The organism is Solilutibacter silvestris (assembly GCF_002895945.1).
GTDB lineage: Bacteria > Pseudomonadota > Gammaproteobacteria > Xanthomonadales > Xanthomonadaceae > Solilutibacter > Solilutibacter silvestris.
Genome location: NZ_NPZB01000001.1, coordinates 1,074,273 through 1,095,355, shown reverse-complemented (window position 1 = coordinate 1,095,355; position 21,083 = coordinate 1,074,273). Strand labels below are relative to the sequence as shown.

The following is a 21,083-nucleotide window of genomic DNA, read 5'->3' as shown; positions in this document are numbered from 1 at the left end:
CAGATTCCGTTGTTTCAATTCAATCTACTGGATGTTGCGATACGGCGACCATGCCGGATCCTGGGCGTTGCCGCCGGTATCGATGCGTTCGCGCACGCGGCCATCGGCCGACACCACATGGATGACGTTGTGGCTGCCTTCGTGGGCGTCGTACATCACCATGCTGCCATTCGGCGCCACGCTCGGCGATTCGTCGAGCGAACCCGGCGACACCGTGGTCCACTGGCCCGGACCGCTGCGGGTATCGAACACCGCGATGCGATAGTTGCCGCCGTTGCCCTGCGTCACCGCCATCACTTTGCCGTCGAGCGAGAACGCCGCATCGGCGTTGTAGTCGCCCTGGAAGGTGACGCGACCGGCACTGCCGCCTGAGGCCGAGGTCTTGTAGATCTGCGGGCGGCCGCCGCGATCGGAAGTGAAGTAGATGCCCGCGGATGTCCATGCCGGGCTGGTATCGATGCCGAGCTGGTGGGTGATGCGCGTCGGCGCGCCGCCGCTGGAAGGCAAGGTATAGATTTCGGGATTGCCATCGCGCGACAGCGTGATCGCGAGACGCGCCCCATCCGGCGAGAACGACGGACTGGCGTTGAGACCGTGGAACGACGCAACGGTGACGTCACCGCCGGCGAGACCACGCACTTTCACCGTGGAATTGCCGTTGGCGAAACTCACGTAGGCGATGCGCTTGCCATCCGGGCTCCACGTCGGCGACATGATCGGCGCATTGGCGCTTTCCAGCACGCGAGCATTGTGGCCATCGGCATCGGCGACCACGAGGCGATAGGTCGCGTGCTTGCCAACACCTTCGACGCGCACATAGGCCATGCGCGTCCAGAACGCGCCGCGCACGTTCAACATTTTCTGGTAAACGTCATCGGCGATCTGGTGGGCGATGTCACGCGCGGCACTGGCCGGGCCGCTCTTGGCGAAACCCAGCAATCGCTGCTTGTGCGCGACATCGAACAACTCGTATTCCACCCGCGTCGATGCGCCGGCAGTCACGCGGCCGATCAACACCAGGCCCTGACCCGCAGCCTGCCATACCGGCAGATGCAATTCGGAGGCGGTACTCGGCTTTTCCGGCATCGCCGATTCCGGCATCGCCTTGAACTGACCGGAGCGTTGCAGGTCGGCACGAATCACCGCGGCGATATCGCTCTCGCCGCTACCGCTCCCTGCGAATGGGACCACTGCGATCGGCTGCGCGGCATCGCGACCGCCGATCACGTCGACTTGCGGACTGGACTGCGCGAAAGCTGCGCCAGACAAGATGGAAAGGCAAAGCGCGAAAAAGATTCGCATCGGGAAATATCACCGTGTGGGATGCGTCCAACTAGGGTAAACGCGGGGACGTCAGTTAGCTGAATGGTGGTTCACTATGAACATCGCGGCACAGGCTGGCTGCCCGGGCTCAATGTCACCGTGACGGCTTGAAATTGGCAGTGAAATCACGCGTGTAGACGTCCTCGTAGCCCTTGAATGGCAACGGGCTGGCGTCGCGCACCGCTTTTTCCACGCTGCGCTTTGCCTCTTCGGAATATGGGCAACCCGGCTGCACCGATGCCGCGATCACTTCGCCGCCGGGAATGATGCGGATGTGGATCGGACAGGTCTGGCCCGGCGCAATGTCATCCGGGCGCACCCATTTCGCCTCGATCGCGCGCCCGACCGCATCCAGCCATTTTTGCTGGCCACTGTTGCGACTCTTGCCGGAACCGACTCCCGCACGCGCCGACGCCTGTTCGTGCCCACCATCGGGCGCACCGGCGTCCGCCACCTGCAAAGCGCGCTGCTTCGCCAGGTTCGTCGCTTTTGCCAGACGCGCCGCCTGTGCGGCGGCCAACGCCGCGAGGTCGGGTTCGGCAGGTTTCTTCGCCGGCTCCGGCATCGGAACCTTCTTGCTTGCATCCACCGGCAGCGACTTCGGCTCGGGCTTCGACGGTTGCGGACGCTCCGGCTGCGGTTTTTGCGGCGGCACGTCCTTCGTCACCGGTTGCGGCGGCGTCTGCACAGGCTCCGGCTTCGGTGTTTCCTTCGGCGTCGGGGTTTCGATCGGTTGCGGCAACGGTTGCTCGACCTGCTTCGGTTGGCCCAGCAACGCGCGCCGCGTCTTCGCCGAGAGATCGTTTACCGACGCAACGTCCGCCTGCAACGCGCCATCACCACCGGCATCGCCACCCTGCTGGCTGGCACGATGCAAACCGAACAGCAGCAGCCCGATCAGGACCACGTGCAGCAGGATCGCGTAACCCGTCCCGCGCGCGGCAGCGGCGCGCTGCTCCTTCACTGGGTGGATGCTCCGCCCGGCATGCTCATCAGTCCGGCCCGCGGCACATGCGCCTGCGTCTGCAACAGGCTCAACACGTCATACACGGTCTGGTAGGACGCGCGGGCATCACCGGCGACATAGACCGCTGCGTCGGGATGTGCGGCGACGAAGGCCTGCACGCGCTGCACCACATCGTCGCGCGATGATGGCGTGCGCGCGCCGTCGATGGTGAGCGACAAGGCACCGTCGGCGCCGACACTGACGATCGCCGGTTCGACATCGGCCTTGATCGATTGTGCGCTGCTCTGCGGCAAGTTGACATCGACGCCGAGGTTGAGCAGCGGCGCGGTCGCCATGAAGATGATCAACAGCACCAGCATCACGTCGATGTAAGGCACGACGTTGATCTCCGACTTCAGCCGGTGCTTGCGTCGCCGCGTTGTCGAACGACCGGCCATTAGCGCGCGTCGGGCAGCGGCGACCAGCGCTGCAGGATCGACGAAAATTCTTCCGCGAAGGCGTCGTAGCGCGACGCGAGGCGATCGACGCGGGTGGCGAGGCGGTTGTAGGCCCAGACCGCCGGAATCGCCGCGAACAGGCCCATCGCGGTGGCGATCAACGCCTCGGAAATTCCCGGCGCGACGGTGGCGATGGTCGCCTGCTTGAGCGTGGCCAGCCCCTGGAACGAAATCATGATGCCCCACACTGTTCCGAACAGGCCGATGTAGGGACTGATCGAACCGGTATTGGCGAGGAATTCGAGGTTGTGTTCGAGGCCATCGAGTTCACGCGCGGTGGTGGCACGCATCGCGCGTTGCGCGCCTTCCAGCTGCAGGCGGCTGTCGGCACCGCGCATCTGCGTCACCCGCTGGAATTCGCGCATGCCGGCATCGAAGATCGCCTCCATGCCATCGATCGCGCCGTTCTTGCCGGCACGTGCATGCAAGTCGCCAAGTTGCGCGCCCGACCAGAAGCGTTCCTCGAAGCCGTTGGCCTCGCGCTCGGCGGCGCCCAGTTGCGCGCGTTTGCGGAAGATGATCGCCCACGACATCACCGACACCACCAGCAACATCGCCATCACCAACTGCACCGGCAGCGAGGCGTGCAGCACCAGTTGCAGCGGATTGAATTCGGCGGTCGGAAGTGCGGAGGGCACGCTATTCGGCAGTGGATCAAGCAACATCGAGGACACCATCAATCACCTTTGTGTTCATGCGATTTCAATTGTTCGAACAACAGCGGTGGCAGCGCGCATGGCCGGAACGTGCTGGCCGCCAGTGCGGCGATCCGCACCTCGCCATCCACCAGCAACGCGCCATCGCGACGGATCTCCTGCCGCAACAGCAACGATGCGCGCCGGCATTCGCGCAATTCCACGCTCACCAGCAACGCATCGTCGAGCCGCGCCGGCGAGCGGAAATCGACCTGCATGGCCCGCACCACGAAGACCAGACCATCGCGATCGCGCAAAAGTTCCTGGCCGTGGCCGATCGCCCGCATCCATTCGCTGCGCGCACGCTCCATGAAGGCAAGATACTGCGCGTGATAGACCACGCCACCGGCATCGGTATCCTCCCAGTACACGCGCACCGGCCACTGGAACGCAAGGGCTGCGGCGTCGGCGGTTAGGGCTTCGTTCAAAACAACGCCTCCGGATCGCCGGATTCCGGTTCCGGCGCGCGCTTCGGCTTCAGGCCGAGATGGCGATAGGCCTTGTGGCTGGCCATGCGCCCGCGTGCGGTCCGCACCAGGAAGCCCTGCTGGATCAGGTAGGGTTCGATCACGTCTTCCAGCGTCCCGCGCTCCTCGCTGAGCGCTGCCGCCAGCGATTCGACGCCGACCGGACCACCGTCGAAATTCTCGATGATGAGGTTGAGCAGGCGACGATCGAGTTCGTCGAATCCTTCCGGGTCGACCTTGAGCATCTGCATCGCGGCGTTCGCGCTGTCGCGATCGATGCGGCCATCGGCGCGCACCTGGGCGTAATCGCGCACGCGCCGCAGCAGGCGATTGGCGATGCGTGGCGTACCGCGCGACCGTTTCGCGATTTCGACAGCGCCTTCCGCTTCACAGGGAATACCGAGGATCTGCGCCGAGCGCGTCACGATCTGCGTCAGTTCGACGCTGCTGTAGAACTCCAGTCGCTGGACGATGCCGAAACGATCGCGCAGCGGCGCGGTGAGCAGGCCCGCGCGCGTGGTCGCGCCGACCAGGGTGAACGGCGGCAGGTCGAGCTTGATCGAGCGCGCGGCCGGGCCTTCGCCGATCATGATGTCGATCTGGAAATCTTCCATCGCCGGATACAGCACTTCCTCCACCACGGGAGAGAGGCGATGGATTTCGTCGATGAACAGCACGTCGTGCGGCTGCAGGTTGGTGAGCAGCGCGGCGAGATCGCCGGCGCGTTCGATCACCGGGCCGCTGGTCGCCCGCAGGTTGACGCCGAGTTCGTTGGCGATGACGTGCGATAGCGTGGTCTTGCCGAGCCCGGGCGGGCCGAAGATCAGCACATGATCGAGCGCTTCGCTGCGCCCGCGCGCGGCGTCGATGAAGATCTGCATCTGCTCGCGCACCTGCTGCTGGCCGAGGTAATCGGCGAGCCGGCGCGGGCGGATGCTGGCTTCGCTGGCCTCGTCCTCGCGGGTGGCGCCGGAAGCGATGATGCGCTCTTCGTTCATGTCTATATCTGTACCTGCGTGCCGAGTTCGACCAGCCGGTTGCCGGGGATGTTGAAGAAGTCGCTGGCCGGCGCGGCATTGCGCATCATGAAGGCGAACAGCTTGTCGCGCCAGATCGGCATGCCGTGGCGACGCACGGCGACGATGCGTTCGCGGCTGGCGAAATACGTGGTATCCATCGGATCAAGGCACATCTGGCTGCAATCCGACAGCTCCATCAGCGCGCGCGGCACGTCCGGCGTTTCCATGAAGCCGAAACGCACCACGACACGATAAAACTCGTCGCCGATCGCCTGCACCGACAGCCGTTGCCCCTGCGGCGCCACCGGCACCGTCAGTGTCGTCACCGTCAGGAAGATGTTGCGCGCGTGCAGCACGCGGTTGTGCTTGAGGTTGTGCAGGAAGGCGTGCGGTACCATCGTCTTGTCGGCGGTCAGGAAGATCGCCGTGCCTTCCACCCGCACCGGCGGTGCCAGCATCAGCCCGGGCAGGAACGCGTCGAGCTGGATGCCGTCCTTCTGCATCTCGCTGCGCAACAGCTCGCGACCACGACGCCAGGTGCGCATCATGGTGAAAATGATCAGGCCGAGCAGCAGCGGGAACCACGCGCCATCCATGAATTTGGCGAGATTGGCGCCGAGGAACGCCACGTCCACCAGCACGAAGATCGCCGCCAATGGCCAGAACAGCAGCGCCGGGATCTTTTGCGTGTTGTGCAGGTAGACGATCATCAGGATGCTGGTCATCAGCATCGTGCCGGTTACCGAAACGCCGTAAGCCGTCGCCAATCGCGTCGCGCTGCCGAAGCCGATCACCACCGCGATCACCAGCACCAGCAACGTCCAGTTGATCGCCGGCACGTAGATCTGGCCGATGGTGTCGCGCGAGGTGTGGCGGATCTGCATGCGCGGGATGTAGCCGAGCTGCATTGCTGATCGCGCCATCGAGAACGCGCCGGTAATGACCGCCTGCGAGGCGATGATCGCCGCCAGCATCGCCAGGATCACCATCGGAATCAGTAGTGGTTTCGGCACCGATTCGTAGAAGGGATTGCCAATTGCCGCCGGTCGCACCAGCACCAGCGCGCCCTGCCCCATGTAATTGAGGATCAGGCATGGCTGCACCACGAAATACCACGCTGTACGGATCGGTTTCACACCGAAGTGGCCCATGTCGGCATACAGTGCCTCGCCACCGGTGACCGCCAGCACTACCGCGCCGAGGATGGTGAGCCCGGCAACACCATGGTCGAGGAAGAACTTCAATCCCCACCACGGATTGAGCGACTTCAACACTTCCGGCGCCAGCCGGATATTCCAGATGCCGATCGCCGCGATGGCGACGAACCACACCACCATCACCGGGCCGAATACGCGGCCGACGCGCGCCGTTCCGAGTCTCTGGCCGATGAACAGTCCGACCAGGATCACCAACGAGACCGGCACGATGGTGTGACTGAACGCCGGCGTCACTACCTGCAGGCCCTCTACGGCGGACAAGGTGGTTTGTGCAGGGGTGAGCACACTGTCGCCAAAGAACAGCGCCGCACCCAGGATGCCGAGTATGCCCATCCAGTACATCAGTTTCGGCATCTTCTTGGCGAGCGCGCCTTGCGTCAACGCCATCAGCGCCATGATGCCGCCTTCGCCCTCGTTGTCGGCGCGCATGATGATGGCGACGTACTTCACCGTCACCACGAACACGATCGTCCAGATGATCAGCGACAACAGGCCGAGCACTGTGTCGTGGTTGACGCTCAGCTGGTAGTGCGGCGTGAATGCTTCCTGCACCGTGTACAGCGGGCTGGTGCCGATATCGCCGAAAACCACGCCGAGCGCGCTGACTGCCAGCGCGGCGAGCGCCCCGCCGTGACCATGCGCTTGCTGCGAACTGCCATGTTCGTTTGTGGATGCGTTCATCGATATCCGTCAGATCTGGACCGGCGCGCCGAGTTCAACCAGACGGTTGCCGGGAATGTGGAAGAACGATGTCGCCGAGACGGCGTTGCGATGCATCAGCGCGAACAGCTTGTCGCGCCAGATCGGCATGCCGCGACGCGCACTGGCGATGATGGTTTCGTGGCTGGCGAAATACGTGGTGTCCATCGGGTCGAGGCACATGTGGCTGCAATCGGCCAGTTGCATCAGCGCGCGCGGCACGTCCGGCGTTTCCACGAACCCGAACGCGATGGTGATGCGATAGAACTCGTCGCCGATCGACTGCACCTTCAAGCGCTGGTCGCGATGCGCGTAAGGCACCGTCAACGTCTTCACGGTCAGGAAGATGTTGCGTTCGTGCAGCACCTTGTTGTGCTTGAGATTGTGCAGCAGCGCGTGCGGCACCATCGCCGAGTCGGCGGACAGGAAAATCGCGGTACCCGGCACCCGCACCGGCGGCGCCAGCATCAACCCGGGCAGGAAGCCATCGAGCTTGATGCCATCCTTTTGCACTTCCGCGCGCAGCAGTTCGCGGCCGCGGCGCCAGGTGCGCATCAGGGTGAAGATGATCGTCGCCAGCAGCAGCGGGAACCATGCGCCATCGAAGAACTTGACGGCGTTCGCGACCAGGAAAGCGAGATCGACCACGAAGAACACCACGCACAACGGCAGCACCCACACGCGTTGCCGCGGCCACAGGCGATTGGCGACCAATGCCAGCAGCAGGGTATCGATCAGCATCGTGCCCGACACCGACACGCCGTAGGCGGTGGCCAATGCCGTGGAGGTGCGGAACGTCATCACCAGTGCAATCACCGCCAGCATCAGGAACCAGTTGATGCCGGGCACGTAGATCTGGCCAATCGTCTCGCGCGAGGTATGGCGCACGAACATGCGCGGGATGTAGCCCAGCTGCATGGCCGATCGCGCCACCGAGAACGCGCCGGTGATCACCGCCTGCGATGCGATGACCGCTGCCATCGTCGCCAGGATCACCATCGGCAGCTGCGCCCAGTCGGGCACCGCCTGGAAGAACGGATTGCTCTTGGCACCCGGATCTTCCAGCAGCAGCGCACCCTGCCCGAGATAATTCATCACCAGGCACGGCAGCACGAAGAAATACCAGGCCGCACGGATCGGTTTGGCACCGAAATGCCCCATGTCGGCGTACAACGCCTCGCCACCGGTGACGGTCAGCACCACCGCGCCGAGGATGAAGATGCCGTGCCAGCCATGGCTGATGAAAAAGCGCGCGCCCCACACCGGGTTCAGCGCATGGACCACTTCCGGTGCAACGATGATGTTGTGGATGCCGATCGCCGCCAGCGTCAGGAACCACACCACCATCACCGGCCCGAACACGCGCCCGACCGTGGCCGAACCAAAGCGCTGGCTGACGAACAGGCCGATGAGGATGACGATGGTGAGCGGCAGGATGAAGCTGTGCAACGCCGGTGCCGCGACTTCCAGGCCTTCGACCGCCGACAGCGTGGTGATGGCGGGCGTGATCACGCCATCGCCGAAGAACAGCGACGCACCGAAGATGCCGAGGATGCCGACCACGTAGAACGAACGCGAGGTCTTGCCGAGCGTGCGCTGCGCCAGCGCCATCAACGCCATGATGCCGCCCTCGCCTTCGTTGTCGGCGCGCATGATGACGGTGACGTACTTCAGCGTGACCACGATCATCAACGCCCAGAACGCCAGCGACAGCACGCCGAGCACGGTGTCGTGGTCGGGTGACAGGCCGTAGTGCGGGATGAAGGCTTCTTTCAGCGTATAGAGCGGACTGGTGCCGATATCGCCGAAGACCACGCCGATGGCGCCCAGCACCAGCCCCGATAGCCCACCCGGAGCTTGGTGACCATGGCCAGTCTGTGCGTGCGCCGTGGGCTTGGGGTGGTCGTTCATTTCGAGAGGAAAACCGTCCAAGGGCGCATGGTACGCCGATGGCCGTGAGCGCGTCAGCGCAGCGCCTGCTGCAGGGCCTTGCGGATGATCGCCTCAACGCTGTCGCCGGCCGCGGCCACCGCCTTGACCATGCGTTCGGCTTCGGCCGGCTTGTAGCCCAGCTGCTGCAGCGCGACCAGCGATTCCGACTGCGGATCGGCCGGTCCCTGCGCGGTGAACGCCGGACCGCTGCCGATGAGGTCGGCGGCGCGATCGCGCAATTCCACCACCATGCGTTCCGCGGTCTTCTTGCCGATGCCGGGAATGCGCGTCAACGCCGTCACGTCCGAGGTCTGCAACTGGCGTGCGAATTCGTCAACGCTGACGCCGGACAACACCGCCAGCGCGATCTTCGCGCCGATGCCGCTGACCCGTTGCACGTCGCGGAACAGCCGGCGCTCGCCATCGGTGAGGAAACCGTAAAGCGAAACGCTGTCTTCCTTTTGCGCGTAGTGGGTGAACAACGCCACGTCCTTGCCCACTTCCGGCAGGTCATAGAAGGTGCTCATCGGCGCTTCCAGCTCGTAGCCGACGCCATGCACGTCGACCACCAGCCATGGCGGTTGCTTGTGGATCACTACGCCTTTCAGTCGTCCAATCATTGTGAGAGCCCTTTCATTCGTTGCCATCCTTGGCGGAACATCATCGACGAAAATACCCACGGCCCGGCCATCCATGGCCGGTCGTTCAGCGGCGCGCGAACCAGTGGTTCGCAAGCGCGCCGCTTCACCTCCTCGACCACGCCTGGCGCACGCCGACGCCCAACCGTGCCGCACTCGCGCGCACGTGCGCATGCGTCACCGCGACGGCAAGCGCATCAGCGGCATCGGCCTGCAATTTACCCTTGAGATTCAGCATCGCCCCGACCATGTGCTGCACCTGCTCCTTGTCGGCGCCACCGCGGCCGACCAGGGCCAGCTTGACCTCTTTCGCGGCATATTCGCTCACCTTGAGGCCTCGGCCGGCACAGATCGCGATCGCTGCGCCGCGTGCGTGCCCGAGCTTCAGTGCCGACATCGCATTGCGGGCGAGGAAGATCTGCTCGATCGCCACTTCGTCCGGTTGCCATTCGACCAGCAATTCGCCGAGTCTTGCCACCAGTTCGCCCAGCCGCTGCGGGAAATCCTCGGCGCCAAGCAGGTTGATCGCGGCGTGATGGACATGCACGAGCTTGCCGTCCGTCGCGACATCGATGATGCCGACGCCGGTGCGCTGCGATCCCGGATCGATGCCGAGGATGCGGACCGATCCGCTCACGCAGCTGGACCTTCGCGACTCGTCACTCCGGCAATTCCGCGTTGGAATACACCGCCTGCACGTCGTCCATCTCTTCCATGCGCGCCAGCAGCTTGCGCACCTGCTCGGCGGTATCGCCGGTGACGGCAACATCGTTGTCGGCGCGCAGCGTCACTTCGGCGAGATCGGGCACGAGCCCGGCGGCGACCATCGCGTCCTTGACGTCGTTGAACGCATCGGGCGTCGTGATGACGTCGATCGCGCCATCATCGTAGGTCACCACGTCATCGGCACCGGCTTCGATCGCCGCTTCGGTGACGCGATCCTCGTCGACACCGGCGGCGAAACTCAACGCGCCGAGCTTGTGGAACATGAAGGCGACCGAACCCTCGGTGCCCATGTTGCCGCCGTGTTTGGTGAAGGCATGGCGGACATCGGCCACCGTGCGCACGCGGTTGTCGGTGAGGCAATCGACGATCACCGCGACACCGCCGGGTGCGTAACCTTCGTAGCGGATTTCCTCGTACTCGATGCCTTCGAGTTCGCCGGTCGCTTTCTTGATCGCGCGCTCGATCACGTCCTTGGTCATGTTGGCCGACAGGCCCTTGTCGATGGCGCTGCGCAGGCGCGGGTTGCTCGCCGGATCGCCGCCACCGGCACGCGCCGCGACGGAGATCTCGCGGATCACCTTGGTGAAAATCTTGCCGCGCTGGGCATCGACAGCGTTCTTGCGCTGCTCGATCGAGGGACCACGACCCATGGATGCAACCGTATCGGGGAAAACAGCGATTTTACGCGATCGCCGTCAATGCCGCCGTTTCCTCGAAACGTCCTGCTCGGAGGAAACAGGCGGCATGATCGGCCGCTTCCCGGCAGAAGATCAGGCCGCTGTGGCTGGCTTCGACCACGACATGACCGGCCAACCCCGGAACCCGGGTTTCCTCGACCGCGACGGTGCCGTCATGCGGTCCCGGCAAGCGCGCGATCACGCCGCCCAGCCCGCGCGGCAGGGTGCCCGCGATCATTCCAACCTCGATCCCTGCCGGTAACGCACCAGCGCCCTGGAACAGCAATTCATGGTGCTGCCCGATCAGACTGCGTCCCGCTGGCACCCGCGATGCAACGCCGTCGGCCGCGCGGCTTCCCGCCAGCGGCGATCCCAGGCACACCACCCGCCCCGGCTGTGATCGCGTCGCAGCCTGCAACGCCAGCAATCCGCCAAGGCTGTGGCCCACCAGATGCGTGCCCGGACGTTCATCCAGCGCGCGCATGATGCGCGAGACCGCGCTCGTCGTGCTCTCCAGCACGCTGAAATATCCAATGGGTGCGACGTCGAACCCATGTCCACGCAGACGCGATGCAAACCAGTGCATGGCCGGTGCGTGCATCCACAGGCCATGCAGCAACACCACGCGCGGACGCGACATCAGCGCTTTCCGAGCAACTTCCGCAACCAGTCGTCGATCACGCGCTTCTCGTACCGCAGCGGATCGCTGTTTCCCGGCAGGCCCGGCGGATTCATCATGAAGGCGAGATCGCTCAACCTGGCATCGGCATCCGCCGCGGCCACGCCGGTGCCCGACAGCCGGTAATGCAGGGTGATGCGCGGCGGGTAGATGTCGCGGATGATGCGGATCTGCTCGGATCCCATGCGATCGGGGCGGCATTCGCCGGCACGATCGATATCGATGAAACGCACATCGAGATGGGCGCCGGCAGGCAGGCGCTTCATGGCCTGGTCGCGGGTGTATTTCGCAAGATCGCCGACCCAGGCGTTGTCGCGGCCACCCGGTGCGAAATCGCAGCTGTGTTCGCTGAAGGAGGCAGGATCGGCCCACGATACGTTGACGCGATCATTGGCGGGCAATTGCAGCGGTTGTGGGTCGCGTGCCGGCGTCGCGGCGCAGGCCGCGAGCAGTGCGGATGCCAGGGCAATGGTCAGGGTGCGCATCGCAGATTCTCCTTCAGGACCAGAGGCATCCAGTATGCACCCGCAATCATTCAGTCCATGTCGCGGCGGAAGATGAATTCCAGGTCGCGGGCGGCACCGACTTCGTAGAGATATTCCCCGACCTTGCGGAAACCGTGGCGCTGGTAGAAGCGCTGCGCGCCAAGGTTTTCGCTCCATACGCCGAGCCAGCAGCTGCGTGGCGCATTGGCGACGATCCATGCCATCGCCGCATCGAACAGGCGCGCACCGTGGCCGCCGTTCTGGTGTTCGCCACGGATGTATAGCCGCATCAGCTCCATGTCGCCTGGCTGCACGTCGGCATGCGGCAACTTGCAGGGACCGGCCATCGCGTAGCCGATGGCATGGCCGCCGTCTTCCAGCAGCCACGCAGCGCAGCCCTGCTCCTCGAGCTGCGCGAGGTAGCGTGTCGGTTCGTAGGTGGCATCGAGGTAGCCGCGCAGATCGTCCGGCGTGTAGCAGTGGCCGAACGTGTCCGTGAAGGTGTCGCGCGAGAGCGCCGACAGCACTTCGATGTCGTCGGCAACCGCGCGCCGGATCACTCCTTGCGCACCCGGACGTGTACTTCCGCCAGCTGCTTGTCCGGCACCTCCGACGGCGCACCGGTCATCAGGCATTGCGCACCGGTGGTCTTGGGGAAGGCGATCACGTCGCGGATCGATTCACTGCCGGCCATCAATGCGGCGATGCGATCGATGCCGAAGGCGATGCCACCATGCGGCGGCGCGCCGTATTTCAGCGCATCGAGCAGGAAGCCGAATTTCGCCTGCGCTTCCTCGGCGTCGATGCCGAGCAGTTCGAACACCGCTGACTGCATCTTCGAACTGTGGATGCGGATGGAGCCGCCACCGATCTCGTTGCCGTTCAGCACCATGTCGTAGCCGCGCGATACTGCGGCCTTCGCGTTCGCACGCAGATCATCGATGCTGTCGACCGCCGGCGCGGTGAACGGGTGATGGAGCGCGACGTAACGTTGTTCTTCCTCATCCCACTCGAACATCGGGAAATCGGTGACCCACAGCGGTGCCCAGCCTGCGGCGATCAGTCCGAAATCCTTGCCGGCTTTCAGGCGCAACGCGCCCATGAAATCGCTGACCTTGTTGTACGCGCCAGCACCGAAGAACGCGATGTCGCCATTCTTCAGACCGATCGCAGCGAGCAGCGCCTGGAAGGCATCCTCGGCGAAGAACTTGGCGATCGGTGAATTGATCGCGCCCGCTTCGTCGAGCTTGACGTAGGCCAGTCCCTTGGCACCGTACTTGGCGGCGTGGGCGGCGTATTCGTCGATCTGCTTGCGCGACAACGACGCGCCGCCGGGAATGCGCAGTGCGACGACACGGCCGTCGGCATCGTTGGCGGCATCAGTGAACACCTTGAATTCGCTGCCCTTCACCAGCTCGGCGACATCGACGAGTTCCAGCGCAATGCGCAGGTCGGGCTTGTCGGAACCGTAACGACGCATCGCTTCGGCATAGGTCATGCGCGGGAACGGATTCACCAGTTCGACATCGATCACTTCCTTGAACACCTCGCGGATCATCTCTTCCACGGTGTCCTGCACGATCTTTTCGTCCACCCACGCGAATTCCATGTCGAGCTGGGTGAACTCGAGCTGGCGATCGGCGCGCAACGCTTCGTCGCGGAAGCAGCGTGCGATCTGGTAGTAGCGATCGAAGCCCGCCATCATCAGGATCTGCTTGAACAGTTGCGGCGACTGCGGCAGCGCGTAGAACTCGCCCGGATGCATACGCGCGGGAACCAGGAAATCGCGTGCGCCTTCCGGCGTCGCCTTGGTCAGGATCGGCGTTTCGATATCCTGGAAACCGCGTTCGTCGAGGTAACGGCGCAGCGTCGCCACCAGCTTGGTGCGCGTGCGCATCTTGCGCTGCATTTCCGGCGCGCGCAGGTCGAGATAGCGATACTTCAGGCGCACGTCCTCGCCCGGATTCTCGTGGTGATGGAACGGCAGCGGCTCGGCCTTGTTCACCACTTCGATCTTCGTCGCGACGACTTCCACCTGGCCGGTGCGGATCTTGTTGTTGACGGATTCGCGCTTGCGCACGATGCCGGTCACGCACAGAGCGTCCTCGTAGCCGATCTGCGCAGCCACGGCCAGCACTTCAGCATTGCCGGCGACATCCGACGGCTCGGCGACGATCTGGACGATGCCTTCGTGGTCACGCAGGTCGATGAAGACCAGGCCGCCCATGTTGCGGGCGACGTCGGCCCAGCCGCAAAGGGTGACGGTCTGGCCGATCAACGATTCGTCGATCAGGCCGCAGAAATGGCTACGCATGGAGACTCCGGGAATTCGGCTTCAAGTCCGGCCACAGTGCCGGGAACCGGATATTTTAGCCCGGACGGTGCGGGGATCAGGAATCCGACGATTTCGGCGTGGTGGGCACCGGGGTGGGCGCGGGCTTGGGCGCCGCATCGCTCTTGGGCTTGCCATCGCTCGCGCCATCACCGGCGAGATTGCGCTTCTTGTCGCCGTCCTTCTTGAAGTCGGTCTCGTACCAGCCGCCACCGGCCAGCCGGAAGCTGGGCGCCGTCAGCTGGCGCTTCACCGTGTGGGCGCCGCACTTCGGGCAAGTGTCGGGGTCGGGATCGGACAGTTTTTGCAAACGGTCGAACTCGTGGCCGCAGGTGTCGCAGACGAAGGCGTAGATGGGCATGGCGTGTTTAGCGGGATGCAAAGCGTTATTGTGGGGCTTGGCGCGCCGTTTTCAACGTGGTTGCCACCGCAAGACACCCATACACCGTCTGGAGGGAGAGGTCGTCATGGTTTCATTGCCCAAATCGTTCGCTATCGCGTCTGCGCTGGCATTGCTCGTTCCGGCCACGGCCGTGGCGCAATTCCAGACCCGGGCCTACGCGCCGGAAAACCTCCGCACCCTGTCCCAGAACGACCAGGTCCGGGTGATCAGCCAGGAATACTCGGAACAGTCGCGCGGCCGCCGCATCCCCGATGACCAGTTGCGTTTCTATCTCGATCAGGTCAACCGTTCGAACTGGAACTTCAGCCAGATCAAGTCGGACATCGCCAGATCGCTCACCGGCAACGGCGGTGTCGGTCCTGGCCCCGGCCCCGGAACGCAGGCCATCCGTTGCGAAAGCCAAGGCAACCGCACGCAAACCTGCCCGACGCCATGGCAAGGGCAATCGCGCCTGGTGCGGCAACTCTCCAGCAACGACTGCAGACGCGGGTACAGCTGGGATTCCCGCAACGGCCAGGTCTGGGTGAATCACGGTTGCCGCGGTGAATTCGCGCGCTTTGCCAGCAATTATTCGGTGACTTGTTCCAGCCATGGATCGCGCCCGACCACCTGCGCCTGGGATCGCAACCAAGGCATGCCTTACCTGCAGCAACAGTTGTCGAACTCGCCCTGCATGCAGGGCCGCAACTGGGGCTACAACGCCCGCCAGGGCCTGTGGGTGAGCGGCGGCTGCCGTGCCCGCTTCGGTGCACAGTGAGGAACGACCACATGCAGACTCGTACCATTCTTGCAGCGACTCTCGTCGCACTCGGCCTTGCCGTCGGCGGCTGGTTCGTGTCGCAAGGCCTGTCCGGCCTGCGCACCGGCGATCGCTATGTCTCGGTGAAAGGCTCGGCCGAAAAAGTGGTGGATGCCGATCTCGTCGTCTGGCCATTGGCGCATACGGTGTCCGGCAACGATCTCGGCGAGGTGCAACACGGACTGGAAACGCATACCGCAGCCATCCGCGAGTTCTTCAAGGGCGCAGGCTTTGGCGATGATGAAATCGTGGTCGCGCCGGCCAATCTCGAGGACCGCTGGGCGTATGCCTATGGCGAAAACAAGCCGCCGGAGCGTTACCGTTATTCCACCACCGTGACCCTGCGCACCACCAAGGTCGCGAAAGCGATGGACGCGCTGCGCCACAGCGGTGATCTGCTGGCGAAAGGTGTCGTACTGGGCGGGAATGGCAGCGGTGAAAGCGCTGCACCGAGCGGCCCGGTGTTCGACTACACCAAACTCAACGACATCAAGCCGGCCCTGATCGCCGAGGCGACCGCCAACGCACGCAAGTCCGCCGAACAGTTCGCCAAGGACAGCGGCGCGCGCATCGGCGGCATCCGTACCGCCAACCAGGGCGTGGTCGACATCAGCAATCGCGATGCCGGCAGCCCGCAGGTGAAGAAGGTGCGCGTGGTATCGACGGTCGAATATTTCCTCAAGGATTGACGGCATGAGTGTGCGCGTTACGGCAATGGCGCATTGGCCAGCACGCAGGCAGGCTTCCGGCTAGTTGCAGGTCGACGCCGCGACGTTCTCCCATTTGCCTTGTTGCAGCGACTTCAAACTGCCCTTGCGCGTAGCAGGATCGCCGGGAAGGAACGTCGTGCGGCCATTCTCGGTCACTTCAACCCCGAGCCGATTGGGCATGTCGATCACGCGGTAATGCGTGCCGGCGTTGTTGAAGTCGAGCGATCCGGCAGCACACCCCAGGCGCGCGCGATACACCTCGTTTCCAGGATCGTTGTTGGCATCCGCCCACTGTTTCGCCCGTCGCTCCGAGTCGGGAAGCACGCCTTGCACCGCCAGCGAATAAGCGAATTCGACTTGCCCACTCTTCGCATCACGCAATACGTAATCGACGAACTTCGCTTCGGGATCGCGGATGACCATCACCTCGCGCTGCGACCGTTTGGCCAGGCGGAAACGCAGCAGCGCCACCGTCGCGCCATTCCCGGATTTGGCAGGTTCCTGATCCGGGACATCCAGTTCGATGCTTTTGCGCGTGCGCGCCTGCTTGCCAGCCCCGTGCGTTTCGGTGATCGCCATGTATTCGAACAGCGTGCCCTGCACCAGCGTTTCATCGCGTGATTGCAGAAACACCGGAAGCCCGGCGGCAACGCCATATTCCTCGAACAGGTGCGAGCAGCAACCGTCCTTGGTCATCACGTGGATCCGCCGCGTGGCAGGATCGCTCTGGAACATGCCGCAATAGTCCTGCGCCAGGCGGGTGAAGTCGGGGCTCGCGCGAAAACCGTGGTCCGTCGCCAGATATACCTGGAACGACGGGCCGTGATAGCAGGAATTCTGGCCGTCCATGATCGCCAGATCCTTCTTTCCGTCGAAATTGAAATCGTCGTAGATCAGGACGCTCTGTTCGCCATAGGGCAATTGCCGGACATTGGCGGCAGTCTTGCCAGCCTTGACCTCGAATGCCAATTCGGGCGAGTTGACTTCGATCAGGCGTTTGCCGCTGTGCTTGTCGAAAACCTCGATCGTGCCCGGGAAGAAGACTTCCTTGGCATCCTTCATGTCGGTGGTGATCGTCGCGCGGTAGTCGGGCGAAAAATCGTCGATCTTGACCACGCGTTGTTGCGCACCGGCTTGTCCCGACCACGCCAACAACGACAACAACACGCATGCGAGCCATGTCTGCGACAACGTCATGCCACCCCTCCCGAAGGTGCCTCATCGGCAGGATTGAAAGTATCAGGCTTCGTAGAACGCCAGCAACTCGCCTTCCGCTGCTTCCAGTTCGCCGCGCAACTGCATCTGCGTGCGCCCAAGTTCGGCGACACGATCGGCATCGGCGTACACCGCCGGATCACCGAGTTGCGCCGCGCATTCGGCCAGCTTTTCCTCCAGTCGCGCCACCCGCGTCTCGGCTTGCGCCAGCTTGTGCTGGTTGATCTTGACCGCCGGTTTTTTCGCGACGGGTGCCGGCGTTGGCGACGCTGGCTTCTTCGCTTCCGTTTTCGCATCGCCCGGTTGTGGCCGCGAACGCAACCACGCCGCGTAGTCGTCGAGATCGCCGTCGAAGGGTTCGACCTCGCCATCGTGGACGCGCCAGAACTCGTCGCAAACCAGGCCGATCAGATGGCGGTCATGGCTGACCATCACGATCGCGCCGTCGAAATCGCTGAGTGCCTCGGCCAGCGCTTCGCGCATCTCGAGGTCGAGATGGTTGGTCGGCTCATCGAGCAGCAACAAGTTGGGTTTGCGCCATGCGATCAGGGCCAACGCCAGTCGCGCCTTCTCGCCACCCGAGAACGTGTCGATCACTTCGAACGCGCGATCGCCGGGGAACTGCCAGCGCCCGAGGAAGTTGCGGAACTCCTGCGTCGATGTGGTCGGCGCGATTTCCTTGAGATGATCGATCGGTGAAGTGCCTGCCACCAAGGATTCCACCGTGTGCTGCGCGAAGTAGCCGATCGCGAGATCCGGATGCGCGCTGCGTTCGCCGGAGACTGGCGCCAGATCGCCGACCAGCGTTTTCACCAGCGTCGACTTGCCGGCGCCGTTGGCACCGAGCAGGCCGATGCGATCGCCGGCTTCCAGCACGAACCCGACATCGCGGAGGATGACGGCGTCCTTGCCATAACCGGCATCGACATGGCGCAACGACAGCAGCGAATTCGGCATGCGCGCCGGTTCCGGGAAATCGATGTGCAGCGAACGCTCGGCGCGCACCGCTTCGGTCCCGGCGAGTTTTTCCAGCCGCTTCATCCGGCTCTGCGCCTGGGTCGCCTTGCTGGCTTTGGCCCTGAAGCGGTCGATGAATTTCTGCAGATGCACACGCTCGACTTGTTCCTTCTCGAACGCGATCTGCTGCTGGCGCAGGTGTTCGGCGCGCTGGCGCTCGAATGCGGTGTAGTTGCCGACGTAGAGCTTCGCCTTGCCATCATGCAGATGCAGGATGTGGGTGGTGACGTTGTCGAGGAATTCGCGATCGTGCGAGATCACCAGCAGCGTGCCGTCGTAGCGCCGCAGCCAGTCTTCCAGCCACACCACGGCGTCGAGATCCAAATGGTTGGTCGGTTCATCGAGCAGCAGCAGGTCGCTCGGCGTCATCAGCGCACGGGCCACGTTCAAGCGCACCCGCCAACCGCCGGAGAAATCGGAGACCGCGTTGTCGTGGGTGGACGCGGGGAAACCGAGACCGTGCAGCAAGCGACCGGCACGCGCATCGGCGTCGTAGCCATTGAGTTCACCCAAGTGGTGGTGCGCCTCGGCGACGGCCTCCCAATCCTCGTTGGCCATTGCCTCGCGCTCCATGCGGACTGCGGCATGCAACGCGGCATCGCCCGACAGCACGAAGTCGAGCGCGGGATCGGGCAAATGCGGCGTTTCCTGGGCGACGCTGGCGATGCGCGCCTTGCCGGGCAGGTCGAGGTCGCCCTTGTCGGGTTCGACTTCACCCAGCAACGCGGCGAACAGCGAGGTTTTTCCGGCGCCGTTGCGGCCGACCACACCGACGCGGTAGCCGGCATGGAGGGTCAGGTCGACATCGGACAGCAGGAGACGTTCGCCGCGACGCAGGGCGAAATTGCGAAAAGAGATCATCCGGCCATTTTAACCTGCCAGACGCGGCTCAGAACCCATTCGCCTGCACTGCAGGGCGAGCGCAGCAGGAGCGTCAATCCTTGTCGGGGTCATCGATCCTGAACGGATTGCTCTTGCTGGGTGCGGTTGGCAACGGCGGACGCGGCAGCACGGCATCGCTGTTGGCCGCCTGCCACAGCATCGCGGCCAGCACCGTCGCGGCCTGGCGCACGTCATCGGGCGGGGCGTGGTCGAGCGTGTCGATGTTGGAATGGTGGACGCGGCTGCCGTAATCGAGCGGGTCCTGGATGAACTCGAAGCCCGGCAATCCCACCGCCTGCATGAATTCGTGATCGGTGCCGCCGGTGCGGCTGCCGACGACGGTGCCCGCGCCCATGCCCGCGAACGGCGACAGCCACTTCTTCAACAGGGGTTCGGCAGCGATGTTGTTCTCGGCGTAGATGCCGCGGATCTTGCCGGCGCCGTTGTCGAGGTTGAAATAGGCCTTGAGCTGGTCGTAGTCCGGTCCCTTGGTGATCGGGAACTGCGTCGCCCATGTCGCGAAACGCTCGACCCCGTAGGCGTTGCGATCGACCGGCCGGGTGGCGAGATGCTTCTCGATGTAGGCGATGGAACCGAGCAGGCCTTGTTCTTCGCCCGACCATAGGGCGAAGCGGATCGTGCGCTTCGGTTGCGCGCCGAGGCTGCGGATGATGCGCGCGGCTTCGATCACGATCACGCTCGGCACGCCATCGTCGGTCGCGCCATCGGCGGCGATCCAGCTGTCGAAGTGACCACCGGCCATCACGTAGCCGGCCTTGGGATCGCTGCCGGCGATATCGGCGATCAGGTAGTCGGCGCTGGTGTCGGCGTCATTGGTATGCGCAGCAATTTCAAGGCTGATCACCGGCGGCTTGCCCGTCGTCTCCAGTCGCGCCAGCCGGCGATAATCTTCCGACGACAATTCCATGAACGGCAACACCAGCCGTTTCGCCGGATCGATGTTGTAGCCCTCGCCGCTGACCAGACCATTTTCGCGATAGCTCTTGCGCACCATCGCGACTGCGCCCTCGCTCTTGAGGAACTGCGACAACTCGCGCGCGAACGCCACCGACTTGCTGAAGCCCTTGTATGGCTGCGATTCGTCACCCGGCAGGTCGTACTTGTCGAGATCGGCCAGTTCCTTGCCGTCGAGGCGATGGAATTGCGGCTTCTCCGACTGGCTCGCCTCGCCCGGCAGGCTGACCAGCACGATCTTGCCGGAAAGCTTGCCGCGCCACTTGTCGAAATGTTCCTTCTTGCTCATCGGCGCGAGGATCACCGGCGCGGTGATGGTGCCGTTGGTCGGCGGCGTCCATGCGACCGGCATCGCGCGCATGGTGATCGCGCGCGGCTGCACCATCTTCGCGTCCCAGGAATCGAGGTTCCAGTTGACGCCGAATGGATAGGACTCCTTGTGGATATTGCTCAATCCATATGTTTTGAACTTGCCCAATGCCCAGTCGGCGGCCCTGTCGAAATTCTCGGAATTGGTCAGGCGCGGACCGATGCCATCCATCAACTCGGATGCATTGGCCATGGCCTGGCTGTGGCTCAACCCTTCATTGACGATTTTGGCGATCTGCGCGTCGGTGGCATCGCCGAGGGCGGCTGCCCGCAATGGTTGCGCGACCAGAAGTTGCCCGAAGAGAGCAGTCGCCGTGGCGACGGCAAGAAGTGTGCGTTGCATGCTTGCGTTTCCCTTGA

Annotated in this window: 21 protein-coding genes; 2 read left to right on the top strand and 19 right to left on the bottom strand. The window is 63.9% G+C overall.

Features of this window, described 5'->3' with window-relative positions; genetic code table 11:
* Window positions 1–24: 24 nt before the first annotated feature.
* From tolB to Lysil_RS04885, 16 genes are all read right to left on the bottom strand, one after another.
* Window positions 25–1,302, bottom strand: a complete 1,278-nt coding sequence (tolB, locus tag Lysil_RS04960) for a Tol-Pal system beta propeller repeat protein TolB (RefSeq protein ID WP_103074413.1) — start codon at window positions 1,300–1,302, stop codon at window positions 25–27.
* Window positions 1,303–1,417: 115 nt separating this feature from the next.
* Window positions 1,418–2,287 carry a cell envelope integrity protein TolA gene (gene tolA, locus Lysil_RS04955; protein ID WP_103074412.1) on the bottom strand — a complete coding sequence of 290 codons (870 nt, stop codon included), beginning with the start codon at window positions 2,285–2,287 and terminating at the stop codon, window positions 1,418–1,420.
* A complete protein-coding gene (locus tag Lysil_RS04950) occupies window positions 2,284–2,727 on the bottom strand; it encodes an ExbD/TolR family protein (protein ID WP_103074411.1) in 444 nt (147 codons plus the stop codon). The genes tolA and Lysil_RS04950 overlap by 4 nt, the downstream gene beginning before the upstream one ends.
* Window positions 2,727–3,452: a protein TolQ gene (gene tolQ, locus Lysil_RS04945; protein ID WP_425477123.1), complete on the bottom strand. Its 726-nt coding sequence runs from the start codon at window positions 3,450–3,452 to the stop codon at window positions 2,727–2,729. The genes Lysil_RS04950 and tolQ overlap by 1 nt, the downstream gene beginning before the upstream one ends.
* Window positions 3,453–3,463: 11 nt before the next feature.
* Window positions 3,464–3,910: a tol-pal system-associated acyl-CoA thioesterase gene (ybgC, locus tag Lysil_RS04940; protein ID WP_103074409.1), complete on the bottom strand. Its 447-nt coding sequence runs from the start codon at window positions 3,908–3,910 to the stop codon at window positions 3,464–3,466.
* Window positions 3,907–4,947, bottom strand: coding sequence for a Holliday junction branch migration DNA helicase RuvB (gene ruvB, locus Lysil_RS04935; protein ID WP_103074408.1), 1,041 nt, complete (start codon window positions 4,945–4,947; stop codon window positions 3,907–3,909). The genes ybgC and ruvB overlap by 4 nt, the downstream gene beginning before the upstream one ends.
* 2 nt (window positions 4,948–4,949) lie before the next feature.
* Entirely contained in the window at window positions 4,950–6,866 is a 1,917-nt protein-coding gene (locus tag Lysil_RS04930) for a potassium transporter Kup (RefSeq protein ID WP_103074407.1), read from the bottom strand.
* A gap of 9 nt (window positions 6,867–6,875) precedes the next feature.
* Complete coding sequence (locus Lysil_RS04925; RefSeq protein WP_103074406.1) at window positions 6,876–8,795, bottom strand: potassium transporter Kup; 1,920 nt, start codon at window positions 8,793–8,795, stop codon at window positions 6,876–6,878.
* A gap of 53 nt (window positions 8,796–8,848) precedes the next feature.
* Complete coding sequence (ruvA, locus tag Lysil_RS04920) at window positions 8,849–9,436, bottom strand: Holliday junction branch migration protein RuvA (RefSeq protein WP_103074405.1); 588 nt, start codon at window positions 9,434–9,436, stop codon at window positions 8,849–8,851.
* A gap of 124 nt (window positions 9,437–9,560) precedes the next feature.
* Window positions 9,561–10,091 (bottom strand): crossover junction endodeoxyribonuclease RuvC, encoded by a 531-nt coding sequence (gene ruvC, locus Lysil_RS04915; protein ID WP_240600130.1) that lies wholly within the window; start codon window positions 10,089–10,091, stop codon window positions 9,561–9,563.
* A gap of 22 nt (window positions 10,092–10,113) precedes the next feature.
* Window positions 10,114–10,830, bottom strand: a complete 717-nt coding sequence (locus Lysil_RS04910) for a YebC/PmpR family DNA-binding transcriptional regulator (protein WP_103074403.1) — start codon at window positions 10,828–10,830, stop codon at window positions 10,114–10,116.
* Window positions 10,831–10,861: 31 nt separating this feature from the next.
* Complete coding sequence (locus Lysil_RS04905; RefSeq protein ID WP_240600127.1) at window positions 10,862–11,497, bottom strand: esterase/lipase family protein; 636 nt, start codon at window positions 11,495–11,497, stop codon at window positions 10,862–10,864.
* Window positions 11,497–12,021 carry a DUF3016 domain-containing protein gene (locus tag Lysil_RS04900; RefSeq protein WP_103074402.1) on the bottom strand — a complete coding sequence of 175 codons (525 nt, stop codon included), beginning with the start codon at window positions 12,019–12,021 and terminating at the stop codon, window positions 11,497–11,499. The genes Lysil_RS04905 and Lysil_RS04900 overlap by 1 nt, the downstream gene beginning before the upstream one ends.
* A gap of 50 nt (window positions 12,022–12,071) precedes the next feature.
* Window positions 12,072–12,581: a GNAT family N-acetyltransferase gene (locus Lysil_RS04895; RefSeq protein ID WP_240600123.1), complete on the bottom strand. Its 510-nt coding sequence runs from the start codon at window positions 12,579–12,581 to the stop codon at window positions 12,072–12,074.
* Window positions 12,578–14,335 (bottom strand): aspartate--tRNA ligase, encoded by a 1,758-nt coding sequence (aspS, locus tag Lysil_RS04890; RefSeq protein WP_103074400.1) that lies wholly within the window; start codon window positions 14,333–14,335, stop codon window positions 12,578–12,580. The genes Lysil_RS04895 and aspS overlap by 4 nt, the downstream gene beginning before the upstream one ends.
* A gap of 76 nt (window positions 14,336–14,411) precedes the next feature.
* Window positions 14,412–14,714 carry an FmdB family zinc ribbon protein gene (locus Lysil_RS04885; protein WP_103074399.1) on the bottom strand — a complete coding sequence of 101 codons (303 nt, stop codon included), beginning with the start codon at window positions 14,712–14,714 and terminating at the stop codon, window positions 14,412–14,414.
* Between the two features lie 106 nt (window positions 14,715–14,820).
* Between Lysil_RS04885 and Lysil_RS04880 the strand changes: the two genes are divergently transcribed.
* Together Lysil_RS04880 and Lysil_RS04875 are read left to right on the top strand one after the other, a co-directional pair.
* On the top strand, window positions 14,821–15,513 hold the full coding sequence (locus Lysil_RS04880; protein WP_103074398.1) for a DUF3011 domain-containing protein: 693 nt from the start codon (window positions 14,821–14,823) through the stop codon (window positions 15,511–15,513).
* 11 nt (window positions 15,514–15,524) lie between these two features.
* Entirely contained in the window at window positions 15,525–16,244 is a 720-nt protein-coding gene (locus tag Lysil_RS04875; protein ID WP_103074397.1) for an SIMPL domain-containing protein, read from the top strand.
* A gap of 60 nt (window positions 16,245–16,304) precedes the next feature.
* Here Lysil_RS04875 and Lysil_RS04870 read toward each other — a convergent pair whose 3' ends face one another.
* The 3 genes from Lysil_RS04870 to Lysil_RS04860 all read right to left on the bottom strand — a co-directional run bounded on the left by Lysil_RS04870 (window position 16,305) and on the right by Lysil_RS04860 (window position 21,066).
* Window positions 16,305–17,462 carry an XAC2610-related protein gene (locus tag Lysil_RS04870; protein ID WP_103074396.1) on the bottom strand — a complete coding sequence of 386 codons (1,158 nt, stop codon included), beginning with the start codon at window positions 17,460–17,462 and terminating at the stop codon, window positions 16,305–16,307.
* A 42-nt stretch (window positions 17,463–17,504) separates the two neighbouring features.
* Window positions 17,505–19,358 (bottom strand): ABC-F family ATP-binding cassette domain-containing protein, encoded by a 1,854-nt coding sequence (locus Lysil_RS04865; RefSeq protein ID WP_103074395.1) that lies wholly within the window; start codon window positions 19,356–19,358, stop codon window positions 17,505–17,507.
* Window positions 19,359–19,431: 73 nt separating this feature from the next.
* The gene (locus Lysil_RS04860; protein ID WP_103074394.1) at window positions 19,432–21,066 is read right to left on the bottom strand and encodes a M20/M25/M40 family metallo-hydrolase; all 1,635 of its coding nucleotides are present in this window, start codon (window positions 21,064–21,066) and stop codon (window positions 19,432–19,434) included.
* Window positions 21,067–21,083: the final 17 nt, after the last annotated feature.

Excerpts from the sequence above, each read along its gene's own strand:
- tolB (WP_103074413.1), bottom strand. The coding sequence starts at position 1,302 with ATGCGAATCTTTTTCGCGCTTTGCCTTTCCATCTTGTCTGGCGCAGCT.
- Lysil_RS04950 (WP_103074411.1), bottom strand. The coding sequence starts at position 2,727 with ATGGCCGGTCGTTCGACAACGCGGCGACGCAAGCACCGGCTGAAGTCG.
- tolQ (WP_425477123.1), bottom strand. The coding sequence starts at position 3,452 with ATGTTGCTTGATCCACTGCCGAATAGCGTGCCCTCCGCACTTCCGACC.
- ruvB (WP_103074408.1), bottom strand. The coding sequence starts at position 4,947 with ATGAACGAAGAGCGCATCATCGCTTCCGGCGCCACCCGCGAGGACGAG.
- Lysil_RS04930 (WP_103074407.1), bottom strand. The coding sequence starts at position 6,866 with ATGAACGCATCCACAAACGAACATGGCAGTTCGCAGCAAGCGCATGGT.
- Lysil_RS04925 (WP_103074406.1), bottom strand. The coding sequence starts at position 8,795 with ATGAACGACCACCCCAAGCCCACGGCGCACGCACAGACTGGCCATGGT.
- ruvA (WP_103074405.1), bottom strand. The coding sequence starts at position 9,436 with ATGATTGGACGACTGAAAGGCGTAGTGATCCACAAGCAACCGCCATGG.
- Lysil_RS04910 (WP_103074403.1), bottom strand. The coding sequence starts at position 10,830 with ATGGGTCGTGGTCCCTCGATCGAGCAGCGCAAGAACGCTGTCGATGCC.
- Lysil_RS04905 (WP_240600127.1), bottom strand. The coding sequence starts at position 11,497 with ATGTCGCGTCCGCGCGTGGTGTTGCTGCATGGCCTGTGGATGCACGCA.
- Lysil_RS04900 (WP_103074402.1), bottom strand. The coding sequence starts at position 12,021 with ATGCGCACCCTGACCATTGCCCTGGCATCCGCACTGCTCGCGGCCTGC.
- aspS (WP_103074400.1), bottom strand. The coding sequence starts at position 14,335 with ATGCGTAGCCATTTCTGCGGCCTGATCGACGAATCGTTGATCGGCCAG.
- Lysil_RS04885 (WP_103074399.1), bottom strand. The coding sequence starts at position 14,714 with ATGCCCATCTACGCCTTCGTCTGCGACACCTGCGGCCACGAGTTCGAC.
- Lysil_RS04880 (WP_103074398.1), top strand. The coding sequence starts at position 14,821 with ATGGTTTCATTGCCCAAATCGTTCGCTATCGCGTCTGCGCTGGCATTG.
- Lysil_RS04875 (WP_103074397.1), top strand. The coding sequence starts at position 15,525 with ATGCAGACTCGTACCATTCTTGCAGCGACTCTCGTCGCACTCGGCCTT.
- Lysil_RS04870 (WP_103074396.1), bottom strand. The coding sequence starts at position 17,462 with ATGACGTTGTCGCAGACATGGCTCGCATGCGTGTTGTTGTCGTTGTTG.
- Lysil_RS04865 (WP_103074395.1), bottom strand. The coding sequence starts at position 19,358 with ATGATCTCTTTTCGCAATTTCGCCCTGCGTCGCGGCGAACGTCTCCTG.
- Lysil_RS04860 (WP_103074394.1), bottom strand. The coding sequence starts at position 21,066 with ATGCAACGCACACTTCTTGCCGTCGCCACGGCGACTGCTCTCTTCGGG.